Annotated in this window: 19 protein-coding genes; 14 read left to right on the top strand and 5 right to left on the bottom strand. The window is 65.2% G+C overall.

The genetic code is table 11. The features are described from left to right. Nucleotides 1-11: 11 nt before the first annotated feature. Both KT882_RS08830 and KT882_RS08825 read right to left on the bottom strand, forming a co-directional pair. Entirely contained in the window at nucleotides 12-503 is a 492-nt protein-coding gene (locus KT882_RS08830; protein WP_228895356.1) for a hypothetical protein, read from the bottom strand. Nucleotides 504-505: 2 nt separating this feature from the next. After that, nucleotides 506-691: a hypothetical protein gene (locus tag KT882_RS08825; protein ID WP_161072440.1), complete on the bottom strand. Its 186-nt coding sequence runs from the start codon at nucleotides 689-691 to the stop codon at nucleotides 506-508. A 271-nt stretch (nucleotides 692-962) separates the two neighbouring features. Between KT882_RS08825 and KT882_RS08820 the strand changes: the two genes are divergently transcribed. The 14 genes from KT882_RS08820 (at nucleotide 963) to KT882_RS08755 (ending at nucleotide 16910) form a co-directional block, all read left to right on the top strand. Then, a complete protein-coding gene (locus KT882_RS08820; protein ID WP_228895355.1) occupies nucleotides 963-1238 on the top strand; it encodes a hypothetical protein in 276 nt (91 codons plus the stop codon). 189 nt (nucleotides 1239-1427) lie between these two features. Continuing rightward, a complete protein-coding gene (locus KT882_RS08815) occupies nucleotides 1428-2795 on the top strand; it encodes a GIN domain-containing protein (RefSeq protein WP_228895353.1) in 1368 nt (455 codons plus the stop codon). Nucleotides 2796-3105: 310 nt separating this feature from the next. Beyond that, nucleotides 3106-3990, top strand: coding sequence for a BadF/BadG/BcrA/BcrD ATPase family protein (locus tag KT882_RS08810; protein ID WP_161072443.1), 885 nt, complete (start codon nucleotides 3106-3108; stop codon nucleotides 3988-3990). A gap of 13 nt (nucleotides 3991-4003) precedes the next feature. Further along, entirely contained in the window at nucleotides 4004-4738 is a 735-nt protein-coding gene (locus KT882_RS08805) for a GntR family transcriptional regulator (RefSeq protein ID WP_161072444.1), read from the top strand. After that, complete coding sequence (nagA, locus tag KT882_RS08800) at nucleotides 4735-5850, top strand: N-acetylglucosamine-6-phosphate deacetylase (protein ID WP_161072445.1); 1116 nt, start codon at nucleotides 4735-4737, stop codon at nucleotides 5848-5850. Before KT882_RS08805 ends, nagA begins: the two co-directional genes overlap by 4 nt. Beyond that, nucleotides 5840-6853, top strand: a complete 1014-nt coding sequence (locus KT882_RS08795; protein ID WP_161072446.1) for an SIS domain-containing protein — start codon at nucleotides 5840-5842, stop codon at nucleotides 6851-6853. The genes nagA and KT882_RS08795 overlap by 11 nt, the downstream gene beginning before the upstream one ends. Nucleotides 6854-6966: 113 nt before the next feature. Beyond that, nucleotides 6967-8466: an ABC transporter substrate-binding protein gene (locus tag KT882_RS08790; RefSeq protein WP_228895351.1), complete on the top strand. Its 1500-nt coding sequence runs from the start codon at nucleotides 6967-6969 to the stop codon at nucleotides 8464-8466. A gap of 17 nt (nucleotides 8467-8483) precedes the next feature. Further along, entirely contained in the window at nucleotides 8484-9329 is an 846-nt protein-coding gene (locus tag KT882_RS08785) for a carbohydrate ABC transporter permease (RefSeq protein WP_228895349.1), read from the top strand. Then, a complete protein-coding gene (locus KT882_RS08780; protein ID WP_161072448.1) occupies nucleotides 9326-10135 on the top strand; it encodes a carbohydrate ABC transporter permease in 810 nt (269 codons plus the stop codon). The genes KT882_RS08785 and KT882_RS08780 overlap by 4 nt, the downstream gene beginning before the upstream one ends. Next, nucleotides 10132-11619 (top strand): beta-N-acetylhexosaminidase, encoded by a 1488-nt coding sequence (gene nagZ / locus KT882_RS08775; RefSeq protein ID WP_228895347.1) that lies wholly within the window; start codon nucleotides 10132-10134, stop codon nucleotides 11617-11619. The genes KT882_RS08780 and nagZ overlap by 4 nt, the downstream gene beginning before the upstream one ends. Before the next feature lie 143 nt (nucleotides 11620-11762). After that, a complete protein-coding gene (locus tag KT882_RS08770) occupies nucleotides 11763-13070 on the top strand; it encodes an MFS transporter (protein ID WP_161072450.1) in 1308 nt (435 codons plus the stop codon). Nucleotides 13071-13074: 4 nt separating this feature from the next. Continuing rightward, nucleotides 13075-14220, top strand: coding sequence for an ABC transporter ATP-binding protein (locus KT882_RS08765; protein WP_161072451.1), 1146 nt, complete (start codon nucleotides 13075-13077; stop codon nucleotides 14218-14220). A 94-nt stretch (nucleotides 14221-14314) separates the two neighbouring features. Next, nucleotides 14315-15625: a tetratricopeptide repeat protein gene (locus KT882_RS08760; protein ID WP_228895345.1), complete on the top strand. Its 1311-nt coding sequence runs from the start codon at nucleotides 14315-14317 to the stop codon at nucleotides 15623-15625. A 73-nt stretch (nucleotides 15626-15698) separates the two neighbouring features. Next, on the top strand, nucleotides 15699-16910 hold the full coding sequence (locus tag KT882_RS08755) for a DUF5009 domain-containing protein (RefSeq protein WP_228895343.1): 1212 nt from the start codon (nucleotides 15699-15701) through the stop codon (nucleotides 16908-16910). A 1-nt stretch (nucleotide 16911) separates the two neighbouring features. On the opposite strand, the gene KT882_RS08750 is transcribed toward KT882_RS08755, so the two are convergent. From KT882_RS08750 to KT882_RS08740, 3 genes are all read right to left on the bottom strand, one after another. After that, complete coding sequence (locus tag KT882_RS08750; RefSeq protein ID WP_228895341.1) at nucleotides 16912-18027, bottom strand: acyltransferase family protein; 1116 nt, start codon at nucleotides 18025-18027, stop codon at nucleotides 16912-16914. Then, the gene (locus tag KT882_RS08745) at nucleotides 18024-19013 is read right to left on the bottom strand and encodes a glycoside hydrolase family 18 protein (RefSeq protein ID WP_228895339.1); all 990 of its coding nucleotides are present in this window, start codon (nucleotides 19011-19013) and stop codon (nucleotides 18024-18026) included. Before KT882_RS08745 ends, KT882_RS08750 begins: the two co-directional genes overlap by 4 nt. A gap of 74 nt (nucleotides 19014-19087) precedes the next feature. After that, nucleotides 19088-21733 (bottom strand): TonB-dependent receptor, encoded by a 2646-nt coding sequence (locus KT882_RS08740; protein WP_161072456.1) that lies wholly within the window; start codon nucleotides 21731-21733, stop codon nucleotides 19088-19090. Between the last annotated feature and the right edge of the window lie 328 nt (nucleotides 21734-22061).

Below are 22061 nucleotides of genomic sequence, written 5' to 3'. Positions count from 1 at the left end.
CAGGCCCGCCGTCAGCGCAAGGCAGGCGGCAGCGGCTTGAACTTGGCGCAGTATATCTTCGCCCTGCGGTCGGCATACACGATGCGGCTGCCGGGCTTGGCTTCCCGCACCGGGTAGCGCGAACTGTCAATTTTCGCATACCGCAGCCCATCCTGGGCGATGATGGCTTCTTCCAGCTTTTCCGGCGTGCTTTCAACCACCGCGCCGACGAACACCATGGGCCAGCTGTCGTCGCTGACGATCACTTCCACGATCTCGGTGCCCCACAGCCGCGCGTCCTGGGTGCGGAACCACCAAGCGCCGCCTTCGCGCTTGTAGGGCGGCCCGAAGAACTTGACCATGTAGTCGTAGTAGAAACGGTTGCTGGTTTCGTCGCGGCACAGCAGGCCGCTGCCGATGACCGTGCCAAAGGTGGTGGGCGGCGCGGCCTGCGCGGCCGAAGCGGCCAACAGCAGGCTCAACACCAGTGCGCGCAGCGCGGACGGTGGGGTGTAAGACGGCATTGCTAGATTTTGGACATCCAGGCGCGGTTGGCGCTGATCTTGGCCTTGGCAGCGGCCGGCAAGGCATCGTAGCAGCCCGGATATTGCTTGAGCGCGCTCTCCCGCACCTCCTTCTGCAAGCCGTTAATCAGGAAAACATAGAGGATGCCGCCTTCACTCGTTTTCTTGGTCCCTATGTATTTGATCATGCTCTTTCTCCTTCCCGGCTTGGCATTCGCTCCGCCGGCGTCGCTCTGCAGCCATTATGACAGCTATAAGCGTGGCCATCAGCAATTGAGTGGCTATGCCGCTACACAACTTTACGGACTGAAACGGCAAAAGCTGTAGGGTGGTGATTATTGCCAGCAACAAAATTGTGCATTGCGATTATGCGTCTTTTTCTGCCCAATCCCGCTGTATACACTGGCAAGTATCGATGAGGAAACACCCCATCACCACACTTCCACAAGGAGCAAGACCATGAAATCGCTGAAACTGATCGCCGCCCTGACCGTTCTGGCCACTTCCTCGGCATTCGCATCCGACGCCCCCAAAGCCGAAGCTGAAGCCGCCGCCCGCCCTGCGCCCGTGTTGCTGGCCAGCGCCGCCACCCCGGCCGCCGCCGCCGCCGTGCCTGCCGCGCTGGCGAAAAAGGATGCCGGCCGCTCGCGCGCCGAAGTCCAGCGCGAAGCCGCCGAAGCGGTGCGTACCTATGAAAACACGCTGTCCAAGGACCTGAGCTTCTACACCAAATAAGCCGGCCCGGACCGGCCGCGCGGCCGGTTGTGGCCCGATCGCGGGCCGCATGCATTTCAGCGCCGCTATTTTGCAGTTGATCCCGCGAATTTGCGCTTTCGTCCCTTTCCGCCCACCGCCGCGCGCTTTTTATCTTATTGTTCACACACTTCCCCGCCCCTCCGGGCAAACCACTACAGTGAAAACAATATGAATAAGCTGATCAAACAAACAGCCCTGGTTACCGCCCTCGCCCTGGGAGGCGCCATCGCCCTGCCCGGCCACGCGGACACGCCCGCCGCCAACGCCCATGTCACCGAGTCGCGCCCCGTGGCCGCCTTTACGGCCATCGAACTGGCCGGCCCCTACAACGTGGAAATCAAGGACGACGGCGGCCGCGCCGTGGAAGTGCGCGGCACCCGCAAGCAGCTGGACGGCCTGGAAACCGTGGTCGAGAACGGCACGCTGATCGTGCGCCCCGTCAAGCGCAACGGCTTCTCCTTCCACTTTGGCAAAAGCATGGAACCGCCCACCGTGCGCATCAGCGCGGCCGGCCTGAAAAGCCTGATCGCCTCCGGCAGCGGCGACGTGCGCGCCGACCAGCTCAAAGGCACGCAGTTCGCCCTGACCGCCAGCGGCTCCGGCGACGTGGACGCCAGCGGCGCCGTGGGCAGCCTGGTGGTGCGCTCCGGCGGCAGCGGCGACCTGGACATGCGCCACCTGAAAACCGGCAGCATGAATCTGCAGATGAGCGGTTCCGGCGACGTGCAGGCCGGCGCCATCAGCCTGGACCTGAACGCCGAACTGAGTGGTTCCGGCGACCTGGAAGCGCAGGAACTGCACACCAACACCGTCAACGCGCTGATGCGCAGCTCCGGCAGCGTGACGCTGGGCGGCAGCAGCAAGGAAATCCGCGCCGAAATCTCCGGCTCCGGCGACCTGGAAGCCTGCGACTTGTCGGTGGAGAACGCCAGCGCCATGCTGCGCAGCTCCGGCAACGCCTGCATCGCAGGCAATATCAAGAAATTCGACGCCGAAGTGCATGGCTCCGGCGACCTGAGCGCGCGCGGACTGGCCAGCAACAATGTGCGCGTGATCCTGGACAGCTCGGGCAATGTGGAACTGTCCGGCAGCAGCAACACGCTGAGCGCGGAAGTGAACGGCTCCGGCGACCTGGACGCCAAAGGCCTGGTGGTGGCGCGCGCCGTCACCCGCAACCGCGGCCCCGGCAATATCTACCTGAAAAAAGTCAGCGACACGCTGGACGCGGAAGTGCGCGGCTCCGGTGAACTGAAAACCACCACCGAATGCCGCGACGTGAAAGTGACCATGAGCGGTCCCGGCCAGGTCCATCTGGACGGCAACACGGCCAACCTGAACGCCCGCCTGACCGGCTCCGGCAACCTGCAGGCGCGCGGCCTGGTGGCCAAGCAGGCCGACGTGGTGGTGCGCGGCCCGGGCACCGCCTGGGTCAATGTGCAGGGCAAGCTGAACGCAGAAGGCAAACCCTCCAGCGCGGACGGCGCCCGCATGGTGATGATAGACCGCAGCGGCGTCCGCCCCAGCCGCGACAATTAACGGTGGTGGCGGGCCTGCGGGTCCGCCCAGCCCGACTTACCCGAACGCCCGGCCCAGAGCCGGGCGTTCTGCATTTGGCCGTGCGGCGGGTTACGGCTTGCTCCTAAGCCGCCAAAATTGGCATTATTCAAGACCACATTCCCCGTCCGCGTCACAAAATAACTCTGCGTTATAAAACAATAACTTAGGCCGCAATTGTCGGCTTGGAAAGCAAGTCCACTTCACTCAAATACAATACCAGTTAAATACCTGTTGACAAGCTGGTTGGCCGACCATATAGTGCCCCACAGCTCCTCACACAGACATGAACATGATCGAATTCCTAATCGGCGTCGACGGCGGCGGCAGCGGTACCAGGGTGCGTTTAATGCGCAGCAACGGCGCCGCGCTGGGCGAAGGCGACAGCGGCCCTTCCGGCCTGCTGCACGGCATCAAGAACGCCTGGTCCTCGGTGGAGGATGCGGCCGGCAAAGCCTTCAAGGCCAGCGGCCTGGACTACCCGGCGCGCGAGCGCATCGCCATCGGCCTCGGCCTGGCCGGCGTGCACAACCGCCAGTGGGCCGCCAACTTCGTGGCCGCCAATCCCGGCTACGCGGCGGTGGCGCTGGAAACCGACGCCTACACCACCGTGCTGGGCGCCCACCAGGGCCAGCCCGGCGCCATCATCGCGCTCGGCACCGGCAGCGTGGGCGAGATCCTGCTGGCCGACGGCAGCCGCAAGGAAGTGGGCGGCTGGGGCTTCCCGGCCGGCGACGAAGCCGGCGGCGCCTGGATAGGACTGCGCGCCATCAACCATATCCAGCAAGTGATAGACGGCCGCGCCGAAGGCGGCGCCTTCGCGGCGTCCGTCATCAACGCCTGCGGCGGCGAACGCAACGCCATCCAGGTCTGGCTGGCCAATGCCACGCAGACGCACTACGCGCACCTGGCCCGCATCGTGCTCCAGCATGCGGACACGGACGAAGTGGCGCGCGCCATCCTGCTCGAAGCGGGCCGCCAGGTGGCCCTGATCGCACAGGCGCTGGACGCCGGCGGCAAGCTGCCGATCGCCCTGTGCGGCGGGCTGGGCGAGCCGCTGCGCAGCTACCTGCCGTCCGAGCTGCTGCGCCGCATCGTCGCGCCGCGGGGCGATTCCGCAGCCGGCGCGCTGCGGCTGATCCAGCAGCACCTGCAGCAAAACCAACCTCAATCCTGAACAGGGAGCAGCCGTGTTAGACCAGTTGAGCGACTTCAGGCCGGACCACGAAAGCGACACGCCGCTGTACATGCAGCTGGCGAACAAGCTGTCCGACGGCATCGCCAGCGGCGACTGGCGCGCCAACGAAGCCCTGCCGTCCGAGCGCGTGCTGTCCGACATGCTGGACATCTCGCGGGTCACGGCGCGCAAGGCCATCGACATGCTGTGCGACCGCGGCATGCTGACCCGCAAGCGCGGCTCCGGCACCTACATCACCCCCAAGCTGGAACAGCCGCTGTCGCGCCTGACCAGCTTCTCCGAGGAGCTGCGCCAGCGCGGCTTCACGGCCGGCTCGCGCTGGCTGCAGCGCGAGATCGGCGTGGCCGCGCCGCTGGAACTGCTGTCGCTGGGGCTGTCGCCCAACATGCCGGTGGCGCGCCTCAAGCGCCTGCGCACGGCGGACGACGTGGTGATGGCGATAGAAACCACCACCATCCCGGCCGCCTACATGCCCAACCCGCACAGCGTGACCGGTTCGCTGTACGGCTTTTTGGAAGCCAACGGCACGGTGCCGATGCGCGCGCTGCAGCACATCCGCGCGGTCAACGCCACCACGGAACAAGCCAAGCTGGCCAATATCCAGCCTGGTGTCGCCATGCTGCACATTACACGCGTGAGTTATTTGGAAAACGGCGCAGCGGTGGAGCTTACGCACTCCTACTGCCGCAGCGATTATTATGAATTTGTAGCGGAGTCGCGCAGATGAGCGATGTAACGATCCAAGGCAATATCCTGACCCCGGCCGGCTGGCTGAGCGGCGCAATCTCCTTCGGCGAACGCATCGCCGGCATACAAGGCGCAGCGGCCGACCCGCAACTGAACGGCGACGATTACATTATCCCCGGCTTTATCGACCTGCACGTGCATGGCGGCGCCGGCAAGGACGTGATGGAAGGCGGCGACGCGGTGCACGCCATCGCCCGCATCCATGCGCGGCACGGCACCACCAGCATGCTCGCCACCACCATGACCGCGCCGCCGGAAGACATCGACCTGGCGCTGACGGCCATCGGCAAAGCCGTGCGCCAGCGCGGCAAGAACGAAGCGCGCGTGCTGGGCGCCCACCTCGAAGGCCCCTACATCAACTCCGGCAAGCTCGGTGCGCAGCCCAATTTCGCGCGCGCCGCCACGCTGGCCGAAGTGCAGCGCCTGGAGACGATGGCGCCGCTGCGCGTGATCACCGTCGCGCCGGAAATCGCCGGCCACCTCGGCCTGGTGCGCGAACTGGCCGACGAAGGCATGCGCGTGCAGATCGGCCACACGCTGGGCTCCTACGAAGACGGCGTGGCCGCCCTCGAGCACGGCGCGGCCGGCTTCACCCACCTGTTCAACGCCATGAGCGGCCTGCACCACCGCGAGCCCGGCATGGTGGGCGCCGCGCTGGCGCACGCCGAATACGCCGAACTGATACCGGACCTGCTGCACGTGCATCCGGGCGCCATCAAGACCGCGCTGCGCGCCATCCCGCGCCTGTACTGCGTGACCGACTCCACCGCCGCCACCGGCATGCCGGACGGCGAATACATGCTGGGCCGGCACACCGTGCACAAGTGCATGGGCGGCGTGCGCCTGCCCGACGGCACGCTGGCCGGCAGCACCCTCACACTGGACCAGGCGCTGCGCAACCTGGTCGGACTCGGACTGGACCTGGCGGACGCCTCGGCCCGCGTCTCAACCCATGCTGCCGACTACCTCGGCCTGCAAGAACGCGGCCGCCTGGTGGCTGGCGCGTATGCCGATCTGGTGGTGCTGGATCGGGATCTCAAACTCAAAGCCGTATATATCGAAGGAGAACGTTGTGACCTCAATGATGCTTAAAGAAGCCCTGTCCGCCGCAGAATGCGTCGCGCTGCAACTGGCGAACGACGCTGACCGCTACGCGGAGCTGGGACGCAAATTGAGGAGCACGCCCTTCTCGACCGCACTGACCGTGGCGCGCGGCAGCTCCGACCACGCCTGCAACTACATCGCCTACCTGATCATGGCGCGCCTGGGCCGCGTGGTGGCCTCGCTGCCGATGTCGCTGGTGACGCTGCACAAATCGCCGCTGATCACGCGCGACACGCTGACCATCGCCGTATCGCAGTCCGGCCAGAGCCCGGACGTGGTCGAGCCTATCCGCTACTTCCGCGACGGCGGCGCCACCACCGTGGCGCTGGTGAACGACATAGCCTCCCCCTTGGCGGAAGCGGCCGAATGGTCCATGCCGCTGCGCGCAGGCAAAGAACAAAGCGTGGCAGCCACCAAGAGCTTCATCACCTCGCTGGTCGCCGGCGCGCGCCTGGTGGCCCAATGGCAGAACGACCCCGAGCTGCTGGCCGGCCTGCAGGCACTGCCCGAATCGCTGCTGAAGGCCACCGAAGCCGACTGGTCGCCTGCCCTCGAAGTGCTGGCCCCGGCCAAGAACATCATGGTGGTGGGACGCGGCATCAGCTTCCCGGTGGCGCTGGAATCCGCGCTCAAATTCAAGGAAACCTCGGCGCTGCAAGCCGAAGCGTTCAGCGGCGCCGAGATCAAGCACGGCCCGATGGCGCTGATCGAAGAAGGCTACCCGCTGCTGATCTTCGCCACGCGCGGCCCGACGCAAGCAGGCCTGCTGGCCCTGGCCGACGAAATGCGCGGCCGCGGCGCCCGCGTGCTGCTGGCAGCACCGGACGACGTCGCCCAGCGCGACCTGACCCTGCCGGTTGCCGCCACGCCGGACCTGGACCCCATCGTCGCGATCCAGGCCTTCTACGTGATGGCAGCCAAGCTGTCCGCCGCGCGCGGCCTGGACCCGGACCGTCCGCGCCACCTCAGCAAAGTCACCAAGACCAACTAAACACTGGCGGGTTACGGCTGCGCCTAACCCACCCTACGCCTCGCCCGGTTTCGCGGAGCATCGTAGGGCGGGTTAGCGCTGAAAGCGCGTAACCCGCCGCCCCTGGACCATCGATGAAAATCAAATTACTGCTGACAGCATTGATGGCCCTGGGCGCGGCAACGCTGGCGGCGGCTGTGCCGCCGATCCAGAAAATCGAATTCTGGACCTTCAGCATGAAGCCCAAATTCACGCCCTACTTCGAAGGCCTGGCGCGCAGCTATGAAGCAACGCACCCCGGCATCAAGATCGAATGGGTAGACTTCCCCTGGGACATTATCCAGACCAAGCTGGTGACGCGCATCGTGGCCGGCACGCCGCCCGCGCTGGTCAACCTGAACGTGCCGTGGGCCGACGAATTCGCGCGTGACGGCCTGCTCACGCCGGTGGACGAACTGCTGCAAGGCGCGCGCCACCGCTACCTCGCCAGCACGCTGGAAGACCTCACCTTCGGCGGCAAGACCTACGGCTTCCCGATGTACAGCAACGTCGCCGTCATCAGCTACAACACCGACATCTTCAAGGCCGCAGGACTGACGCGCGCCCCGAACAGCCTGGACGAACAGCTGGCCTTCGCGCGCCAGATCGCGCAGCGCACCGGCAAGGCCGGACTGTGCCCCGCGCTGTCCAAGATCGACGGCCTGATGATGCAGCAAGGCCTGGCCGTCATCAAAGACGGCCGCGCCGCCTTCAACTCGCCGGCGCACGTGGCGCTGGTGGCCAAGCTGGCGGCAACGTACAAGGCAGGCGGCCTGCTGAAAGACAGCCTGTTCGCCGAAGACAATTTCCCCGCCGCGATTGACGCCTACAAAGGCGGCCGCCTCGGCATGCTGCTCGCGCCGCCCACGGCGGTGAAGCGCATCGAGACCGATGCAAAAGACATCTACGCCAAGACCGGCGTGGCTCCCGCGCCGCTGGGACCGACCGGCATTGCCGACGGCGGCTGGCTGGTGCACTTCGCCGTGCCTGCCGGCGTGGACAAAAAACTGCTGCCGCAGATAGGCGAGTTCGCCCGCTACCTGACCAACGACGCGAACCAGCTCGCGTTCGCCAGGCTGGCCAGCGTCTACCCCGCCGCCGCCGAAGCGGCGCGCGACCCGTTCTTCCTGGCCGTGCCGCCCAAGGCCGGCGCCGCCGAAAAAGCCGTCAGCGCCGGTGCCGTCTCGATGCCGCACTCGCACACGCTCTACGTCTCCGGCGTGACCGACTACGACGAACTGCGCCGCTCGCTGGTGAAAGCCGTCGAAGCCGGCGTCACCGGCCGCCAGGACATCCAGCAAGCCCTCGACGCCGCCGCCGCCATCTGGAACAAAAAGCTCTCGCGCCAAAGCAAGCTGAGCCGCATTTCCCCCATCCGGGGTCAGACCCCAAGCGAAAAAAATGCGGCTCAGCTCGTTTCCGCGCAGAACGCAAAAAATGGCCCTGCGCGGCTTGCCGCAGCGACAGTTTTACCCGCGACGGCAGCGGCTTCACTCTGGGACGCAGACGAGCTGAGCCGCATTGCGCGCGCGTGGGGTCTGACCCCGGAGGTAAAAAATGCGGCTCAGGCTGCTTCGGTGGGGCAACAGTTTTGAGCGCGCGGCGGACAACTTTGACGGCGTGGCTGTTCCTGGCGCCGGCGCTGGTTTTGCTGGCGGCGTTTTCGTTCTGGCCGGTGGGCTTCGGCTCTTATCTGGCCTTTACCGATTACAGCCTGATCCGCCCGACGTCGTGGGTGGGGCTGGATAATTTCCGCTATATCTTCGATAACGAGATGTTCGTCACCGGCCTGAAAAACTCGCTGGTGTTCCTGCTCATGGTGCCCTTCGTGCAGGTCGGCGCGCTCGGCCTGGCGGTGCTGGTCAACAACCGCCTGCCCGGCATCCGCCTCTTCCGGGCGGCCTTCTATGTCCCCGTCGTGACCACCGTGTCCGTGGTCGGCATCATGTGGGGCTTTATGTTCCATGAGCAGGGCGCGCTCAATTATGTGCTGATGGCGCTGCGCTTCGTGGATGCCCCCATCGGCTGGCTGTCGAACGATACCCTGGCCCTGTTCTGCATCATGTTCGTCACCCTGTGGCGCGGCCTGGGCTGGTATATGGTGATGTACCTGGCCGCCTTGCAGGCCGTCCCGGCCGAGATGCAGGAGGCCGCCATCCTCGACGGCGCGAACCGCTGGCAGCGCTTCTGGAAAATCACCGTGCCCATGCTGCGCCCCACCATCATGGTCTGCACCATCCTGTCCGTGCTGGCCGCGCTGAAGGCTTACCAGGAGGTGGACGTGCTCACGCAAGGCGGCCCGATGAACTCCACCTTCACCGCGCTGTACTACTCCTATGACCAGGGCCTGAAGCACCTGAAGCTGCCGCGCGCGCTGGCCGCGAGCTTCGTGGTCTCCGTCTTCTGCGTCGGCATCGCCATGCTGTGCCTGCGCTACCTGAAACCGGGGCGGAAATGAAGACCCGCACCGTCCTGCACTACGCCGTGCTGTGCGCCATCGCGCTGGTGTGCGTGTTCCCCTTCTGGTGGACAGTGGTGACGGCCTTGTCCACCGAGGGTAATATCTTCGCCTTCCCGCCCACCTTCTGGCCCAAGTCTCCTTCGCTGGAGAACTTCGAGGAGGCCTTCCGCGTCATCCCCTTCCTGGCCTTTTTCAAGAACTCGGTCCTGATCGCGGCCTTCACGGTGTTCTGGAAACTGGCGCTGTGCTCCATGGCGGCCTATCCGCTGGCCCGCATGCACTTCAAGGGCCGCCGCCTGGTGTTCGGCCTGATCCTGGCCACGCTGGTGCTGCCGTCCGAGGTGAACTTCCTGGTCAACTTCATCACCGTCACGAAACTGAGCCTGGTCGATACCTACGCCGGCGTGATCCTGCCCAACGTCGTGACGGCGGTCGCCATCCTGCTGCTCAAGCAGGCCTTCGAGGAGGTGCCGCAGGACCTGATCGACGCGGCCCGCGTGGATGGCGCCTCCGAGTGGATCATCTTCACCCGCATCATGCTGCCGCTGATCGCGCCCTGGCTGGCCACGGTCGGCATCCTGACGGCGGTGGAGGCATGGAATGAATACATCTGGCCATCCATCGTGATGAGCAAGCCTGACGAGTTTCCGCTGTCGGTGGGCGTGCTGTATTTGCGCGGCACCTTCGGCAGCAGCACCCGCGTGATCGCCGCTGGCACGGTGCTCACCATCCTGCCCACGCTGGCAGCCTTCCTTTTCACTCAACGATATTTCATGCGCGGCATGGACGGAGCAGTCAAATGAATCACCAGGAATTACGCAAAATCGCCGGTCAACTGATTATGATCCGCTTCCCCGGCACCGTGCTGGATGCGGACACCGCTGACTTCATCCGCACCAACAGCATACGCGGCGTGTGCCTGTTCCGCGGGAACATGACCGACTCCGTCCAGCTGGCCAAGCTCACCGCCGACCTGCGCGCCGTGATGGGCCCGGACGCGCTGATCGCCATCGACCAGGAAGGCGGCGCCGTGGTGCGCTCGACCTGGGTGCCGGCGCCGCCTGCGGCCATGGGCCTGGGCGCGGCCGACGATACCGACCTGGCCTACCGCACCGGCGCCGCCGTGGCGCGCGCGGTCAAGTCGCTGGGTTTCAACTGGAACTTCGCGCCGGTGCTGGACCTGAACAACAATCCGCACAACCCGGTGATCGCAGAGCGTTCCTTCGGCGCCGAGCCGCAGCGCGCCGCCGAACTGGCCATGGCCTGGATGGCGGGCAGCCATGCCGAAGGCGTGGCCTGCTGCGTCAAGCACTTCCCCGGCCACGGCGACACCCACGTCGATTCGCACCGCGACCTGCCCACCGTGGACAAGCCCTTGTCCGTGCTGGAGAACTTCGAGTTCAAGCCCTTCCAGCTGGCCGCCCCGCTGGCGCCGGCGATGATGACGGCGCACATCGTCTACCCGTCCATCGACGCCGATAATCCGGCCACCATGTCGCCCGCCATCCTGGACGGCCTGCTGCGCAAGCAGTGGAACTACCGTGGCGTGATCATCACCGACGGCATGGACATGCACGCCATCGCCGGCCGCTACGGCGTGGGCAACGCCGCCGTGCGCGCGCTGGTGGCAGGCGCGGACATGGTGATGGCCCTGGGCACCCCGGAAACGCAGGATGAAACGCTGGACGCCATCGCCGCCGCGCTGGCCGACGGCTCGCTGCCGCAGTCCGCCGTGGACGAGCGCCTGGCGCGCCTGGCAGCGCTGGCGCAAGCCTATCCCTGCGCGCCGCGCGCCTACACGGAAGACGCGGCCGACCGCGTGGTGATGACCGAGGGCTGGCGCCGCAGCCTGAGCGCGCGCGGCGATCCGCAGCGCCCGGCCGCCGGCGCCAAGGTGCGCCTGGTGGCGCGCCAGGACGTGGTCAGCGACGGCGTGTCCGAGGCGGGCGTGCCGGCCGCCGTGGTGGCCGCCACGCTGGGCAAGCTGTACGACGTGGAACTGGTCACCTATTCCGACGCCGACGCCTTCGACTGGTCCACCCTGCCGCAGGACGGCCGCTACACCATGCTGGCCTCGACTTCACGCCTGCGCTACGGCGCCCGGCCGCGCGCGACCTGGAAGCCGGACCTGCACCTGGCGCTGTGGAATCCCTACCAGGCGCTCGACATCGACGCGCCCGCGCTGATGACCTACGGCTTTGCCGCGCCCGCGCTGGAAGCGGTCAACGCCTGGCTGTCCGGCGAGCTGGAAGCGCAGGGCCGCTGCCCGGTGCCCGGCTTCGAGTAAGGCAGGCATGGCGGCTTACGCGCGCTCTGCGCGCCAACCCGCCCTACGATATGACCAATAACCGCAAACCGTAGGGCGGGTTAGGCCATAGGCCGTAACCCGCCGTGCCGGCGCCGGAATAACAACGACAGGACGACACAACCATGGAAAAACCCGCCATCCGCAGCCCGCTAGCCTGGGTCCCCACGCTGTATTTCGCGCAGGGCCTGCCCTTCTTCGCCGTCGCGCTGATCGCCAGCCTGATGCTGAAGTCCATGGGCGTGCCGAACGACGACATCGCGCACTGGACCGCCTACATCGGCTTCGCCTGGGTGTTCAAGCCGCTGTGGAGTCCCTTCCTGGAACTGGCCAGCAGCAAGAAGATCATCGTGGTCGGCTTCCAGCTGGCCGGCGGCGTGTGCCTGGGTCTGGTGGCGCTGGCGCTGCAGCTGCCGTTCTGGCTGTCCGCCTGCGTGGCGGTGCTGGCCCTGGTGGCGATCTGCTCGGCCACCCACGACATCGCCTGCGACGGCCTGTACATCGCCAGCCTGAGCGAAAAGCAGCAGGCCGAATACGCCGGCTGGACCGGCACCTTCTTCAACGCCGGCCGCTTCATCTCGCTGGGCGGCCTGGTGATCCTGGCCGGCTACCTGGAAAAATCGCAGGGCGTGGTGCCCGCCTGGACCATCATCTTCTGCATCCTGGCCGCCACCATGATCGCGCTCGGCCTGTACCACAGCTGGGCGCTGCCGCCGGCGAAGAACGTCGTCGCGCCGGACACCACGGCGGCCGGCATCGCCAGCACGCTGAAGGACGTCATCATCGACTACGTCAGCAAGCCGGGCATCTGGGTCTCCATCCTGTTCATCATCCTGTTCCGCGCCGGCGAGGCGCAGATCCAGACCATAGGCCCGCTGTTCCTGCGCGAAGCGCGCAACCTCGGCGGCCTGGGGCTGAGCACCTCCGAAGTGGGCGCCGTGTACGGCACCACCGGCACCATCGCCTTTATCGTCGGCTCCATCGCGGGCGGCTACTTCACCTCCTGGCTCAGCCTCAAGCGCGCCATCCTGTGGCTGATTTTGGCGGTCAACCTGCCCAATGTGGCGTTCTATTTCCTGTCCACCTACCAGCCCACCGACCTCACCGTGATCGGCGTGGCGCTGAGCGCCGAAATGTTCGGCTACGGCTTCGGCTTCGTCGGCATCATCCTGTACATGATGCAGGTGGTCGCGCCGGGCAAATACCAGACCGCGCACTACGCCTTCTCCACCGGCGTGATGCAGCTCGGCTTTGTGCTGTTCAAGTACGTGAGCGGCACCATCCAGCTGGCGCTCGGCTACCAGAAGTTCTTTATCTGGGTGCTGCTCTCGGCCATCCCTGTGGCGGTGCTGTCGCAGCTGATACCGATGGTCTCGCGCGCGAGCAAGGCCGAACCGTCGGCGCCGGCGCAAGAGCCGGCAACCGCGAGCTAAGCCCATGTCCAGTGTCAGCCTGAAAGGCGTCGTCAAGCACTACGACGCCAAGCAGCCCGTCATCCACGGCGTGGACCTGGACATCGCCGACGGCGAGTTCGTGGTCTTCGTCGGGCCGTCCGGCTGCGGCAAGTCCACCCTGCTGCGCATGATCGCGGGCCTGGAAAGCATCAGCGGCGGCGAGCTGCGCATCGGCGAGCGCGTGGCCAACGAGGTGGCGCCGGCCGAACGCGGCATCGCCATGGTGTTCCAGTCCTATGCGCTGTATCCGCACATGACGGTGTACGAGAACATGGCCTTCGCCCTCAAGCTGGCTGGCCACAAGCCGGCCGAGGTGCAGCAGATGGTGGAGCGCGCCGCCGCCATCCTGCAGCTCACGCCCCTGCTCAAGCGCAAGCCGAAGGAGCTGTCCGGCGGCCAGCGCCAGCGCGTGGCGATAGGCCGCGCCATCGTCCGCAAGCCGCAGGTGTTCCTGTTCGACGAGCCGCTGTCCAACCTGGACGCCAGCCTGCGCGTGCAGATGCGGGTGGAGATCAGCCGCCTGCACCAGGAGCTGAAAACCACCATGATCTACGTGACGCACGACCAGGTGGAAGCGATGACGCTGGGCCAGCGCATCGTGGTGTTCAACGGCGGGCGCATCGAACAGGTGGGCACGCCGCTGGAGCTGTACAACAGCCCGGCCAATCTGTTCGTGGCGGGCTTCCTCGGCTCGCCGAAGATGAACTTCATCCCCGGCGAGGTGCTGGCGGCCGCGCCGCATTACGTGGCGGTGCAGCTGGCCGGCGGCGCCATCGTGGAAGTGGCGGCGCAAGGCTGCGGCGGCGCGGCGGGCGACGCCCAGCGCGGCGACGCGGTCACCATCGGCATCCGCGCCGAGCACGTGGCGCTGCGCCGGGCCGCCGTGCTGGAAGACCAGCTGCTGCCGCCGGAGGACAACCTGGTGGACGCCGCCGTGGGCCACGTCGAAAACCTGGGCGACCTGTCCATCGTCTACGCGGCCCTGCCGGGCGTGGCGGACATGGCGGCCGTCAAGCAGCCCGCCGACGGCATGCAAGCCGCGCCCGGCGCTGCGGTGCGCCTGCATCTGCCGGCCGCGCGCTGCATGCTGTTCAACACGGAAGGCCTGGCCTATCCCCGCGCCGTGTAACAGCGGTTACAATTCACGCACTTTTGAAACCCGGCGCCTATCCCGATTTATGGGAGAATACGCGTTTGTCTCTATTTAGATTGAAGGATTATCCATGTCCAAGTTTCGTTTCGCACGTACCAGCCTGATCGTGGCCGCACTCGGCCTGAACTTCGCACCGGCCCTGGTGGCCGGCGTGCACGCCGCCGAGAAGGCCGCGCCCGCACCGGAAGCACCGAAGCCCGACACCGTGCGTCCTGAACTGTTCAAACTGATGGACCCGGCCCAGATCAAGGAGCTGATGACCGCCAAGAATTACGCCGAAGTCCAGAACCGCATCACCCAGGCCGAAGCGCTGCCCAACCTGACCCCATACGAAGTGTTCGTGCTGAACCGCATGAAAGTGTCGCTGGGTTCGGTCACCGCCAACAACGTCATGACCATCCAGGGCCTGGAAGCGGTACTGGCCTCGGGCAAGCTGCCGGCAGCCGACCAGGGCGACTTCATCCAGGCGCTGGGCAATCTGTACTACAACGGCAAGGACTATCCGAAAGCCATCGCCACCTTTAACAAGTACGCCGAAGTCACCGGCGACAGCGCCAAGCTGCGTCCTTACGTGCTGCGCGCCTACTACTTCAACAACGACTTCGCCACCGCCAAGGCCGAACTGCTGAAGGACCTGGAAGCCAACACCAAGGCCGGCAAAGCGCCGTCGCTGGAAGAACTGCAGCTGCTGGCCAACACCGGCGCCAAGTCCAAGGACACCGCCACCTACCTGGTCGCCGTCGAGAAGCTGGTGCAGTACTACCCGACCGACGACTACTGGATCGACCTGCTGAGCCGCACCCAGGGCAAATCGACCTACTCGACCCGCTTCGCGCTGGACATCTACCGCCTGGAAAAAGCGGCAGTGTCGAAGATGTCGCAGGAAGACTATATGGAAATGGCTGAACTGGCGCTGCTGGCCGGCCAGCCGATCGAAGCGAAGAAAGCCATGGACGCAGGCTACGCCGTCGGCGTACTGGGCGTGGGCGGCAACGCGGACAAGCACAAGAAAATCAAGGCGCAAGCCGACAAGCAGGCTGCGGACGACGTGAAAAACATCGCCAGCGGCGAAGCCTCGGCCAAGAAATCGAAAGACGGCACCGGCCTGGTCAACCTGGGCTACGCCTACGTCACGCTGGAACAGTTCGACAAAGGTATCGACCTGATCCAGCAAGGCATCGCCAAGGGCGGCCTGAAAAACGCCGACGACGCCAAGCTGCGCCTGGGCTACTCCTACGCCATGGCCGGTAAGAAAGAAGACGCCATCAAAGTACTGGAAACCGTGCAAGGCGCCGACGGCCGCGCCGACCTGGCCCGCTACTGGATCCTGTGGGTCAACCGTCCAGCCGCTGGCGCAGCTGCAGCAGCCGCCGCCAAATAACTAAGTTGCTCCACCGCTAAATGGGGTCAGGGTTAATTATTTGATTAACCCTGACCCCTTTTTTTATCTGTCAATGCCACGCCTCCTCAGTCTCGACGCTTTCCGCGGCTTCGTCATCCTGGCCATGATCTGGGTGAACTATATCGCCGGCATGCCGGGCATTCCGTATTGGCTGGAGCATTCCAGCGCCAGGGCCGACGGCATTACCTTGCCGGACCTGGTGTTTCCGGCTTTCCTGTTTATCGTGGGGATTGCCATTCCGCTGGCGCTGAACCGGGAGCAAGGCCGCTTCAGTGCGGCGCTGATGGGACGCTTGCTATGGCGCGCGGGCAGCCTGATGGTGGCGGGCGTGGTGCTCGCCAACGCTTACCGCTACGACGCCTCCGCAGCCCTGCTGCCGCGCGCCGTGTACTTTATGCTGTTTTACGCGGCCATGATTTTGCTGTGGCGCCAGTCCGCACAGCGCGGCGCGGCCTTCTGGGCCGGGCTGGCGCTGATGCTGCTCCTGCTGGTGTCGTTCCGGGGTGAGCTGAACGCCGAGTTCAGCAGCGTCCACCTGCAGCATACGTGGTGGGGCATCCTGGGGATGATAGGCTGGGCTTATCTGCTGTGCAGCGTGGTCTATGTGGCCGTGGACGGCAAGCCGCCGCTGCTGATGGCGGCCCTGGTGCTGCTGATCGTGCTGTACATCGCCTGCACCGCCGGCATGCTGCCGCTGCCGCAGGCGTTGAATGATTTCGTCAATGTGCCGCAGGTGCTGGGCTCCACGTCGGCCAATGTGCTGGCGGGGACGCTGGTGGGAACGCTGTTCCTGCGCCGCGCACCGCAGGCCGCTGCTGGCGCTGTCCCGGCGGAGCTGCCGCCAGCCGCGCTTCATCGCCGCCGTATCGTGCTGATGGCAGCTTTCGCTATAGCGCTGTTCGGCGCGGGCATGCTGCTGCGCCCTCTGCACGGCATCAACAAGATCCAGGCGACCGAGGCGTACACGCTGGTGTGCTCTGGCCTGGTGCTGGCCCTGTTCCTGCTGTTCTATGTGCTGATCGACGTGCTGCAATGGCGCGCGTGGAGCGCGCTGCTGATGCCCGCCGGCGCGAACGCGCTGTTTGCCTATATCGCGCCGGACCTGTGGGAACAACTTGCGGCGCTGCTGCACTTGCCGCGCTTCTGGTGGCCTTTCCTGGCATCGGGCGGCGTTCCCGGTTTGCTGAACGCCGCCGCGATGAGCATGGCCATGATGGGACTGACCGTGCTGGCCAACCGCGCCGGCCTGCGCCTCAAGTTCTGAACTAGACCTTGACGTAGATCCTGCGGCGGTCCATCACGTAGCCCACCGCCCAGCAGGCCAGCATGAAGCTCACCGCGAACAGCAGCGACGCCACTTTGGGCGGCGCCAGGGACTGGAAGGTGTGCGCATAGAGCCAGTCATAGCCGTTGCCCTTGCCCGCCCGCGTCTTCACCAGGACCACCACCGCCAGCTCGGACAGCAGGTAGATGAACAGGGTGTTCTTGCCGAACACTTCGAAGAAGTAGGTCCAGCCACGCCGGCCGCGCATCTCGATCACATAAATCAGCAACGGCAGCACCAGCAGGTCCAGGCCTATCGTGAAGAGCACGTAGGAACTGGTCCACAGCTTCTTGTTGATCGGGAAGGCCAGGTCCCAGCTCAGCGCCGCGCCTACGCACACCACGCCCGCCATCATGAGCCTGGCCAGCGTTTCGTAGCTGGCGCCCTTGGCCAGTATCAGCCTGCCCGCGAAGTAGCCCGCGATGACGTTGACGGTGGCCGGGATGGTGCCCAGCATGCCTTCGGGATCGAACGGCAGGCCTTCGCCGTGGTACAAGTGGCGTTCGCCCAGCAGCCACAGGTCGAATCTGGCGGGCGCGTTGCCGGTGAGCGTGTAGTCGCCGCACAGCGCCAGCACCAGCCAGTAGCCAGGCAGCGCCAGCACGCTGTAGGCCAGCGCGCCCTTCTCTTTCCAGAAATGCAGGATCAACGTAGCCAATCCGAAGCAAAGGGCGATGCGCTGCAGCACGCCGGGGATGCGCGTGCCGGACAGCGGGATCAGGCCCCAGTTGCCTGCGCCGTCCACCGCCACGAAGGGGAACCAGAACAACAGGAAGCCGAGCAGGAAGATAATGGCGCTGCGCTTGCCCACCTTGGCCAGCACGGCGCCGTTGCCCATCTGCGCGTATTTGGGCAGCGCGAAGCTGAGCGCGTTGCCGACCACGAACAGGAAGGTGGGGAAGACCCAGTCGGTGGGCGTGAAGCCATGCCACTGGGCGTGCAGCAGCGGCGCGAAGACGGTGCTCCAATCGCCCGGCGTGTTCACGACAATCATCAGCGCAACGGTCAGGCCGCGCAGCACGTCCAGCGACAGGTAGCGGTTCGCAGCTGCGTTCACTTGCCGGCCTCCAGCGCGCGGGCATAGGCGCCGGGCGGCACGCCGGGCATGCCGCTGCAGGCGGCGTCCGCGCCCTTCACTTCGCTGCGGCAAGGCGTGTCGCGGTCCACCGACCAGAAATGCAGCCCGGCCAGTTTCAGCTTGCGCGCGCCGCGCGCCATCGCGTCCATGTCGGCCATGGTGAAGACGTTTTCCACCACGTCGTTCACGCCTATCATGGCGGTCAGTTCGATCTGGCTGTACGGCAGCTTGTACTTCTCATGCACGTTGCGCGCAGCCTGCAGCGCCGAGGCGCCCATGTCGCAGCGGCCCTTGCGCACCACGCACACGTCCTTCGCGGCGGGGCCGTAGTCCATTACCATGATGTTCAGCGCGTAGTCTTTCAGCCCGCTGCGGCGCACGGCGTCCAGCACGGTCTCCGCCATCTCGTTCAGGCTGCGGCGGCTGCCGTCCGACGCCGCATGTGTGGCGACGGTGAAGCTGAAGCGCAGCTGCGGGCGCCGCGCCTGGGCCGCCGCAATGCGCCGCACCAGCGAGTCCACTTGCTCCCTGGTCTGTCCCGCTTCGATATCGAAATCAATGCCGATCAGCTGCGGCGATTCGTAGCGCTTGATGAAACGCTCCATGCCCTCGTCACTGCCGCAGGTGAACACATTGCCCTGCCCGCCGGTGGAAATGATGTAGCCCACGCCGGCCGCTGCGAAAGCCGGCACGTTCGCATCCGCCACCGCCTGCGCCGGCTGCCCGCCCCAGTTCTCCTCGCCGCATTCGCCACTGGCGAAGGCCCAGGTCAGCGTCTGCTTGCTGTGGCCGAGGTAGGGCACGCGCTTGCCGTCCGGCGCCACGGTGATGACGTTGCTGGCGGGGTCGTTGTGCATCGCCAGGTGTTTGTAAGGGCTGTAGACCACGCGCGGCGAAGGCGAAGCCGCTTGCGCAGAACCGAGCACTGCGCACGCCAGCAGCGCCGTTTTAATCAGAAAATGCATTCCCGCTCCAATAAGAAAAAAGGCAGGGCCTCCGAAGAAGCCCTGCCCTGTATTGCGTCAGACTTCAGCCGGCATTACATCTTGCCGCGCACGCCCAGGAAGAACTGCTTGCCGTTCTTGTAGAAGGCGCGCGGCTGGTCCTTGGTGGTGGCGTAGGACTTCAGCAGCGGATCGTTCAGGTCCTTGCCTTCGAACGACAGCGTCAGGTTCTCGGTCAGGTTGTAGTTCAGCGCCAGCGACACGGTGCCCACGTCGTCCTGGTAGATCGCGCTGTTGCGGTCCAGGCCATTCAGGAAGGCCGAGCGGAAGCTGTAGTTCACACGCGCGCTGAACTTGTCGTTCTCGTAGAACACGCTGGCGTTGTACGAGTTCTTCGAGGTGCCGATCATGCTGCAATCGCCCAGGTCCGCGCAAGCCGATTTAGGCGCCTTGCCGGTTTCCTTGCCGTCAGCGTAGGTGTAGTTCACGCTGGCGCCGAAGCCGTTGCCCAGGTCCTGCGAGTACTGCAGCTCCACGCCTTTCACGCGGGCCTTGGTGTTCAGGGCCGAGCTCATGTTGTAGTTGGTGACCGAGTGCGTGGACTGGTTGAAGAACTGCGCAGTCGACGAACCGAAGGTCACGTAGGAGCCCAGGTGCATGTCATACACACTCATGGCGATCAGCGACTTCGGCATGAAGTACCACTCGATGCCCGCATCCACGTTGTTCGAGTAGATCGGCTTCAGGTTCGGATTGCCGCCGGTGCCCGAGAAGGTCAGGTCGTTCAGGCTCAGCGAACCGAGTGCGCCGAAGTCCGGACGCGCCAGGGTGCGGCTGGCCGCGCCGCGCAGCACCACGTTGCTGGCCAGGTCGGTGCGCAGGTTCAGGCTAGGCAGGAAGTCGTTGTAGGTCTTCGAGGTGTAGACCGGATTCCATACCGTGTTCGGCGAGCCGTTGGCCACGTCGATCTGGGTCTTCACGAAACGCACGCCGACGTTACCGGTAACCGCGCCCAGGTTCAGGTCGCCCATCGCGTAGGCCGCATGCGCTTTCTCGGCGATGGTGAACTCGTTCTGGTACGAATGGCTGTCGAACTTCACGTACTTGTCGCCCCATTCCTTCATCGAATCGGCGGTGAAGGTCCATGGGTTCTGCAGCACGTTGTCCAGCGGGCTGGTTGGGTAGGTCGTCAGGCCGGTAGGACGGTTGGCCAGCAGCGAACCCGCAGGCGCCACGGTGCCGGCCAGCCAGGTCAGCTGGCGGTCATGCTTGGCGGTGCGCAGGCCCATGCGGATGGTAGGCACCACGTCCCATGGGGTCTTGTAGGTGCCGTCCACCTGGCCGTAGGTTTCCTTGTCCTTGGCGGTGGTGTCCGATGCCCAGCCGCCGAAGAAGTCGGCGCCGGTGCGCGGGTTGAAGGTGCCGGCGTTGTCCACGGTGACGGTGGCCGGTGCGTCCAGGCCGTGCATGGTCAGGCTGGTGCCCGAGTAGGCCAGCCAGGCTTCGTAGCCATAGTCGCGCGCATAGCCGGTGCCGCGCGTGGTGCCGATCTGGCCGGTGATTTTCAGGTCGTCGCTGACGCGGTATTTCCAGTCCACGTTGACGAACTTCGAATCGCTGTACGAGCCGGGACGGGCGATGATGTCCTGCACCGACGGGCCCATATTGGCGCAGCTGGCGACCGGGCAGGTTTTCGGGAAGGTGATCGAGGTGATCTGGTTGCCCGAGATGGTGTAAGCCGACGGCACCACGCCGCCCACGCCGGACCAGTTGTTCGACAGCGGCTGGTATGGCGCCAGCATGAAGTTGGCGTTGACGTTGTCCGCGTCCAGGCGGGTGTACAGGCCGCTCACGTCGAAGCTGAAGTCGCTGTTGACTTTCACTTCCACGTCCACCATGCCGCCCTTGCGTTCGCGCTTCTGCTGGAACAGCGAGGAGCCGGTCAGCATGGACAGGTATTTGTTTTCGACTTCAGGATTTTTCGCGATCCAGTCCGGTGCGAAGCCCTTGGTCAGCTTGTCCCACCAGAGGAATTCCTGGCCCATGCGGCGCAGCGTGCGCTTCTCGTCGAACACCTGCACCAGCACGCCCAGGTTGTTTTCCTGGTTCTTCCAGTTGGCCAGCGCGCTCACTTGCAGGTCGGTCTTCTTGGCCGCGTCGCCGTAGGCGCCTTCGATGGAACCCATCAGGGTCAGCGGTTTCTTGAAGCTCAGCGGCTTGCGGGTTTCGATGTCCACGTTACCGGCGGCGCCGCCTTCGGTCAGATTGGCTTGCGCGCTCTTGTGCACGGTCACGCGGCCGATCAGTTCGGACGGGAACATCGAGTAGCTGACCGAACGGCCGCCGCCGGTGATGTTGGAGATGTACCAGTCGCCGCTGGAGACGGTGTGGCCGTTCAGCGTGGTCAGGGTCAGGTTGGACGGCGTGCCTTTCAGGCTGACGCGGTCGTTCTCGCCAAAGCCGCCTTCGGAGCCGCCGGCGGTGGCAACCGACACGCCAGGTACGCGCTGCAGCGAATCGGCGACGCTCTTGTCCGGCATCTTGCCCACGTCTTCGGCGGTGATCACTTCCACCAGCGAGTCGGCGTTACGCTTCTGGTTGATCGACTGCGCCAATGCGGCACGCACGCCGGTCACGGTCACGACCGCGTCGGGCGACTTGGATGCATCCTGCGCCATCGCGGCGGTGCTGGTGATCAGGATGGCGACCGCAGTGGCGATCGGTGTCAAATTGCGCTTCATGTACTCCCCCTTGATTGTGGCCTTCGTCGAAGGCCCTTCCGTTTTAAGTAGATCCTCTTGCAGACCGCCGCGCTCCCCGCGCCGCCCCGCAGATCCCTCTATACAACCACTTACAAAACCAATTCAACGCCAATATACAGCCATCCAATACCAGAGTACTACCAATTTTCGTATTTTTTTCACATGTTGTTTAAGCCACACAGACCACTTTGCCAATATTGACGTGCAGTTAGCGCTATCTCCCTCTGTACGGGCGAGGGCGTACCGCAAACCGCTGGCGTGCCGGTCTTTTTTTGGTATTATCGGATCGCCTAAGACGCAAGAAAGC

It is taken from the genome of Pseudoduganella aquatica (assembly GCF_020865585.1).
Taxonomy (GTDB): Bacteria; Pseudomonadota; Gammaproteobacteria; order Burkholderiales; family Burkholderiaceae_D; genus Rugamonas; species Rugamonas aquatica_A.
Note: the sequence above shows the minus strand (reverse complement) of the source record. Positions and strands in the feature narration are given on the sequence as shown.

Coding starts and splice junctions, on each gene's coding strand:
- KT882_RS08830 (WP_228895356.1), bottom strand. CDS start 503: ATGCCGTCTTACACCCCACCGTCCGCGCTGCGCGCACTGGTGTTGAGC.
- KT882_RS08825 (WP_161072440.1), bottom strand. CDS start 691: ATGATCAAATACATAGGGACCAAGAAAACGAGTGAAGGCGGCATCCTC.
- KT882_RS08820 (WP_228895355.1), top strand. CDS start 963: ATGAAATCGCTGAAACTGATCGCCGCCCTGACCGTTCTGGCCACTTCC.
- KT882_RS08815 (WP_228895353.1), top strand. CDS start 1,428: ATGAATAAGCTGATCAAACAAACAGCCCTGGTTACCGCCCTCGCCCTG.
- KT882_RS08810 (WP_161072443.1), top strand. CDS start 3,106: ATGATCGAATTCCTAATCGGCGTCGACGGCGGCGGCAGCGGTACCAGG.
- nagA (WP_161072445.1), top strand. CDS start 4,735: ATGAGCGATGTAACGATCCAAGGCAATATCCTGACCCCGGCCGGCTGG.
- KT882_RS08795 (WP_161072446.1), top strand. CDS start 5,840: ATGATGCTTAAAGAAGCCCTGTCCGCCGCAGAATGCGTCGCGCTGCAA.
- KT882_RS08790 (WP_228895351.1), top strand. CDS start 6,967: ATGAAAATCAAATTACTGCTGACAGCATTGATGGCCCTGGGCGCGGCA.
- KT882_RS08780 (WP_161072448.1), top strand. CDS start 9,326: ATGAAGACCCGCACCGTCCTGCACTACGCCGTGCTGTGCGCCATCGCG.
- nagZ (WP_228895347.1), top strand. CDS start 10,132: ATGAATCACCAGGAATTACGCAAAATCGCCGGTCAACTGATTATGATC.
- KT882_RS08770 (WP_161072450.1), top strand. CDS start 11,763: ATGGAAAAACCCGCCATCCGCAGCCCGCTAGCCTGGGTCCCCACGCTG.
- KT882_RS08765 (WP_161072451.1), top strand. CDS start 13,075: ATGTCCAGTGTCAGCCTGAAAGGCGTCGTCAAGCACTACGACGCCAAG.
- KT882_RS08760 (WP_228895345.1), top strand. CDS start 14,315: ATGTCCAAGTTTCGTTTCGCACGTACCAGCCTGATCGTGGCCGCACTC.
- KT882_RS08755 (WP_228895343.1), top strand. CDS start 15,699: ATGCCACGCCTCCTCAGTCTCGACGCTTTCCGCGGCTTCGTCATCCTG.
- KT882_RS08745 (WP_228895339.1), bottom strand. CDS start 19,013: ATGCATTTTCTGATTAAAACGGCGCTGCTGGCGTGCGCAGTGCTCGGT.
- KT882_RS08740 (WP_161072456.1), bottom strand. CDS start 21,733: ATGAAGCGCAATTTGACACCGATCGCCACTGCGGTCGCCATCCTGATC.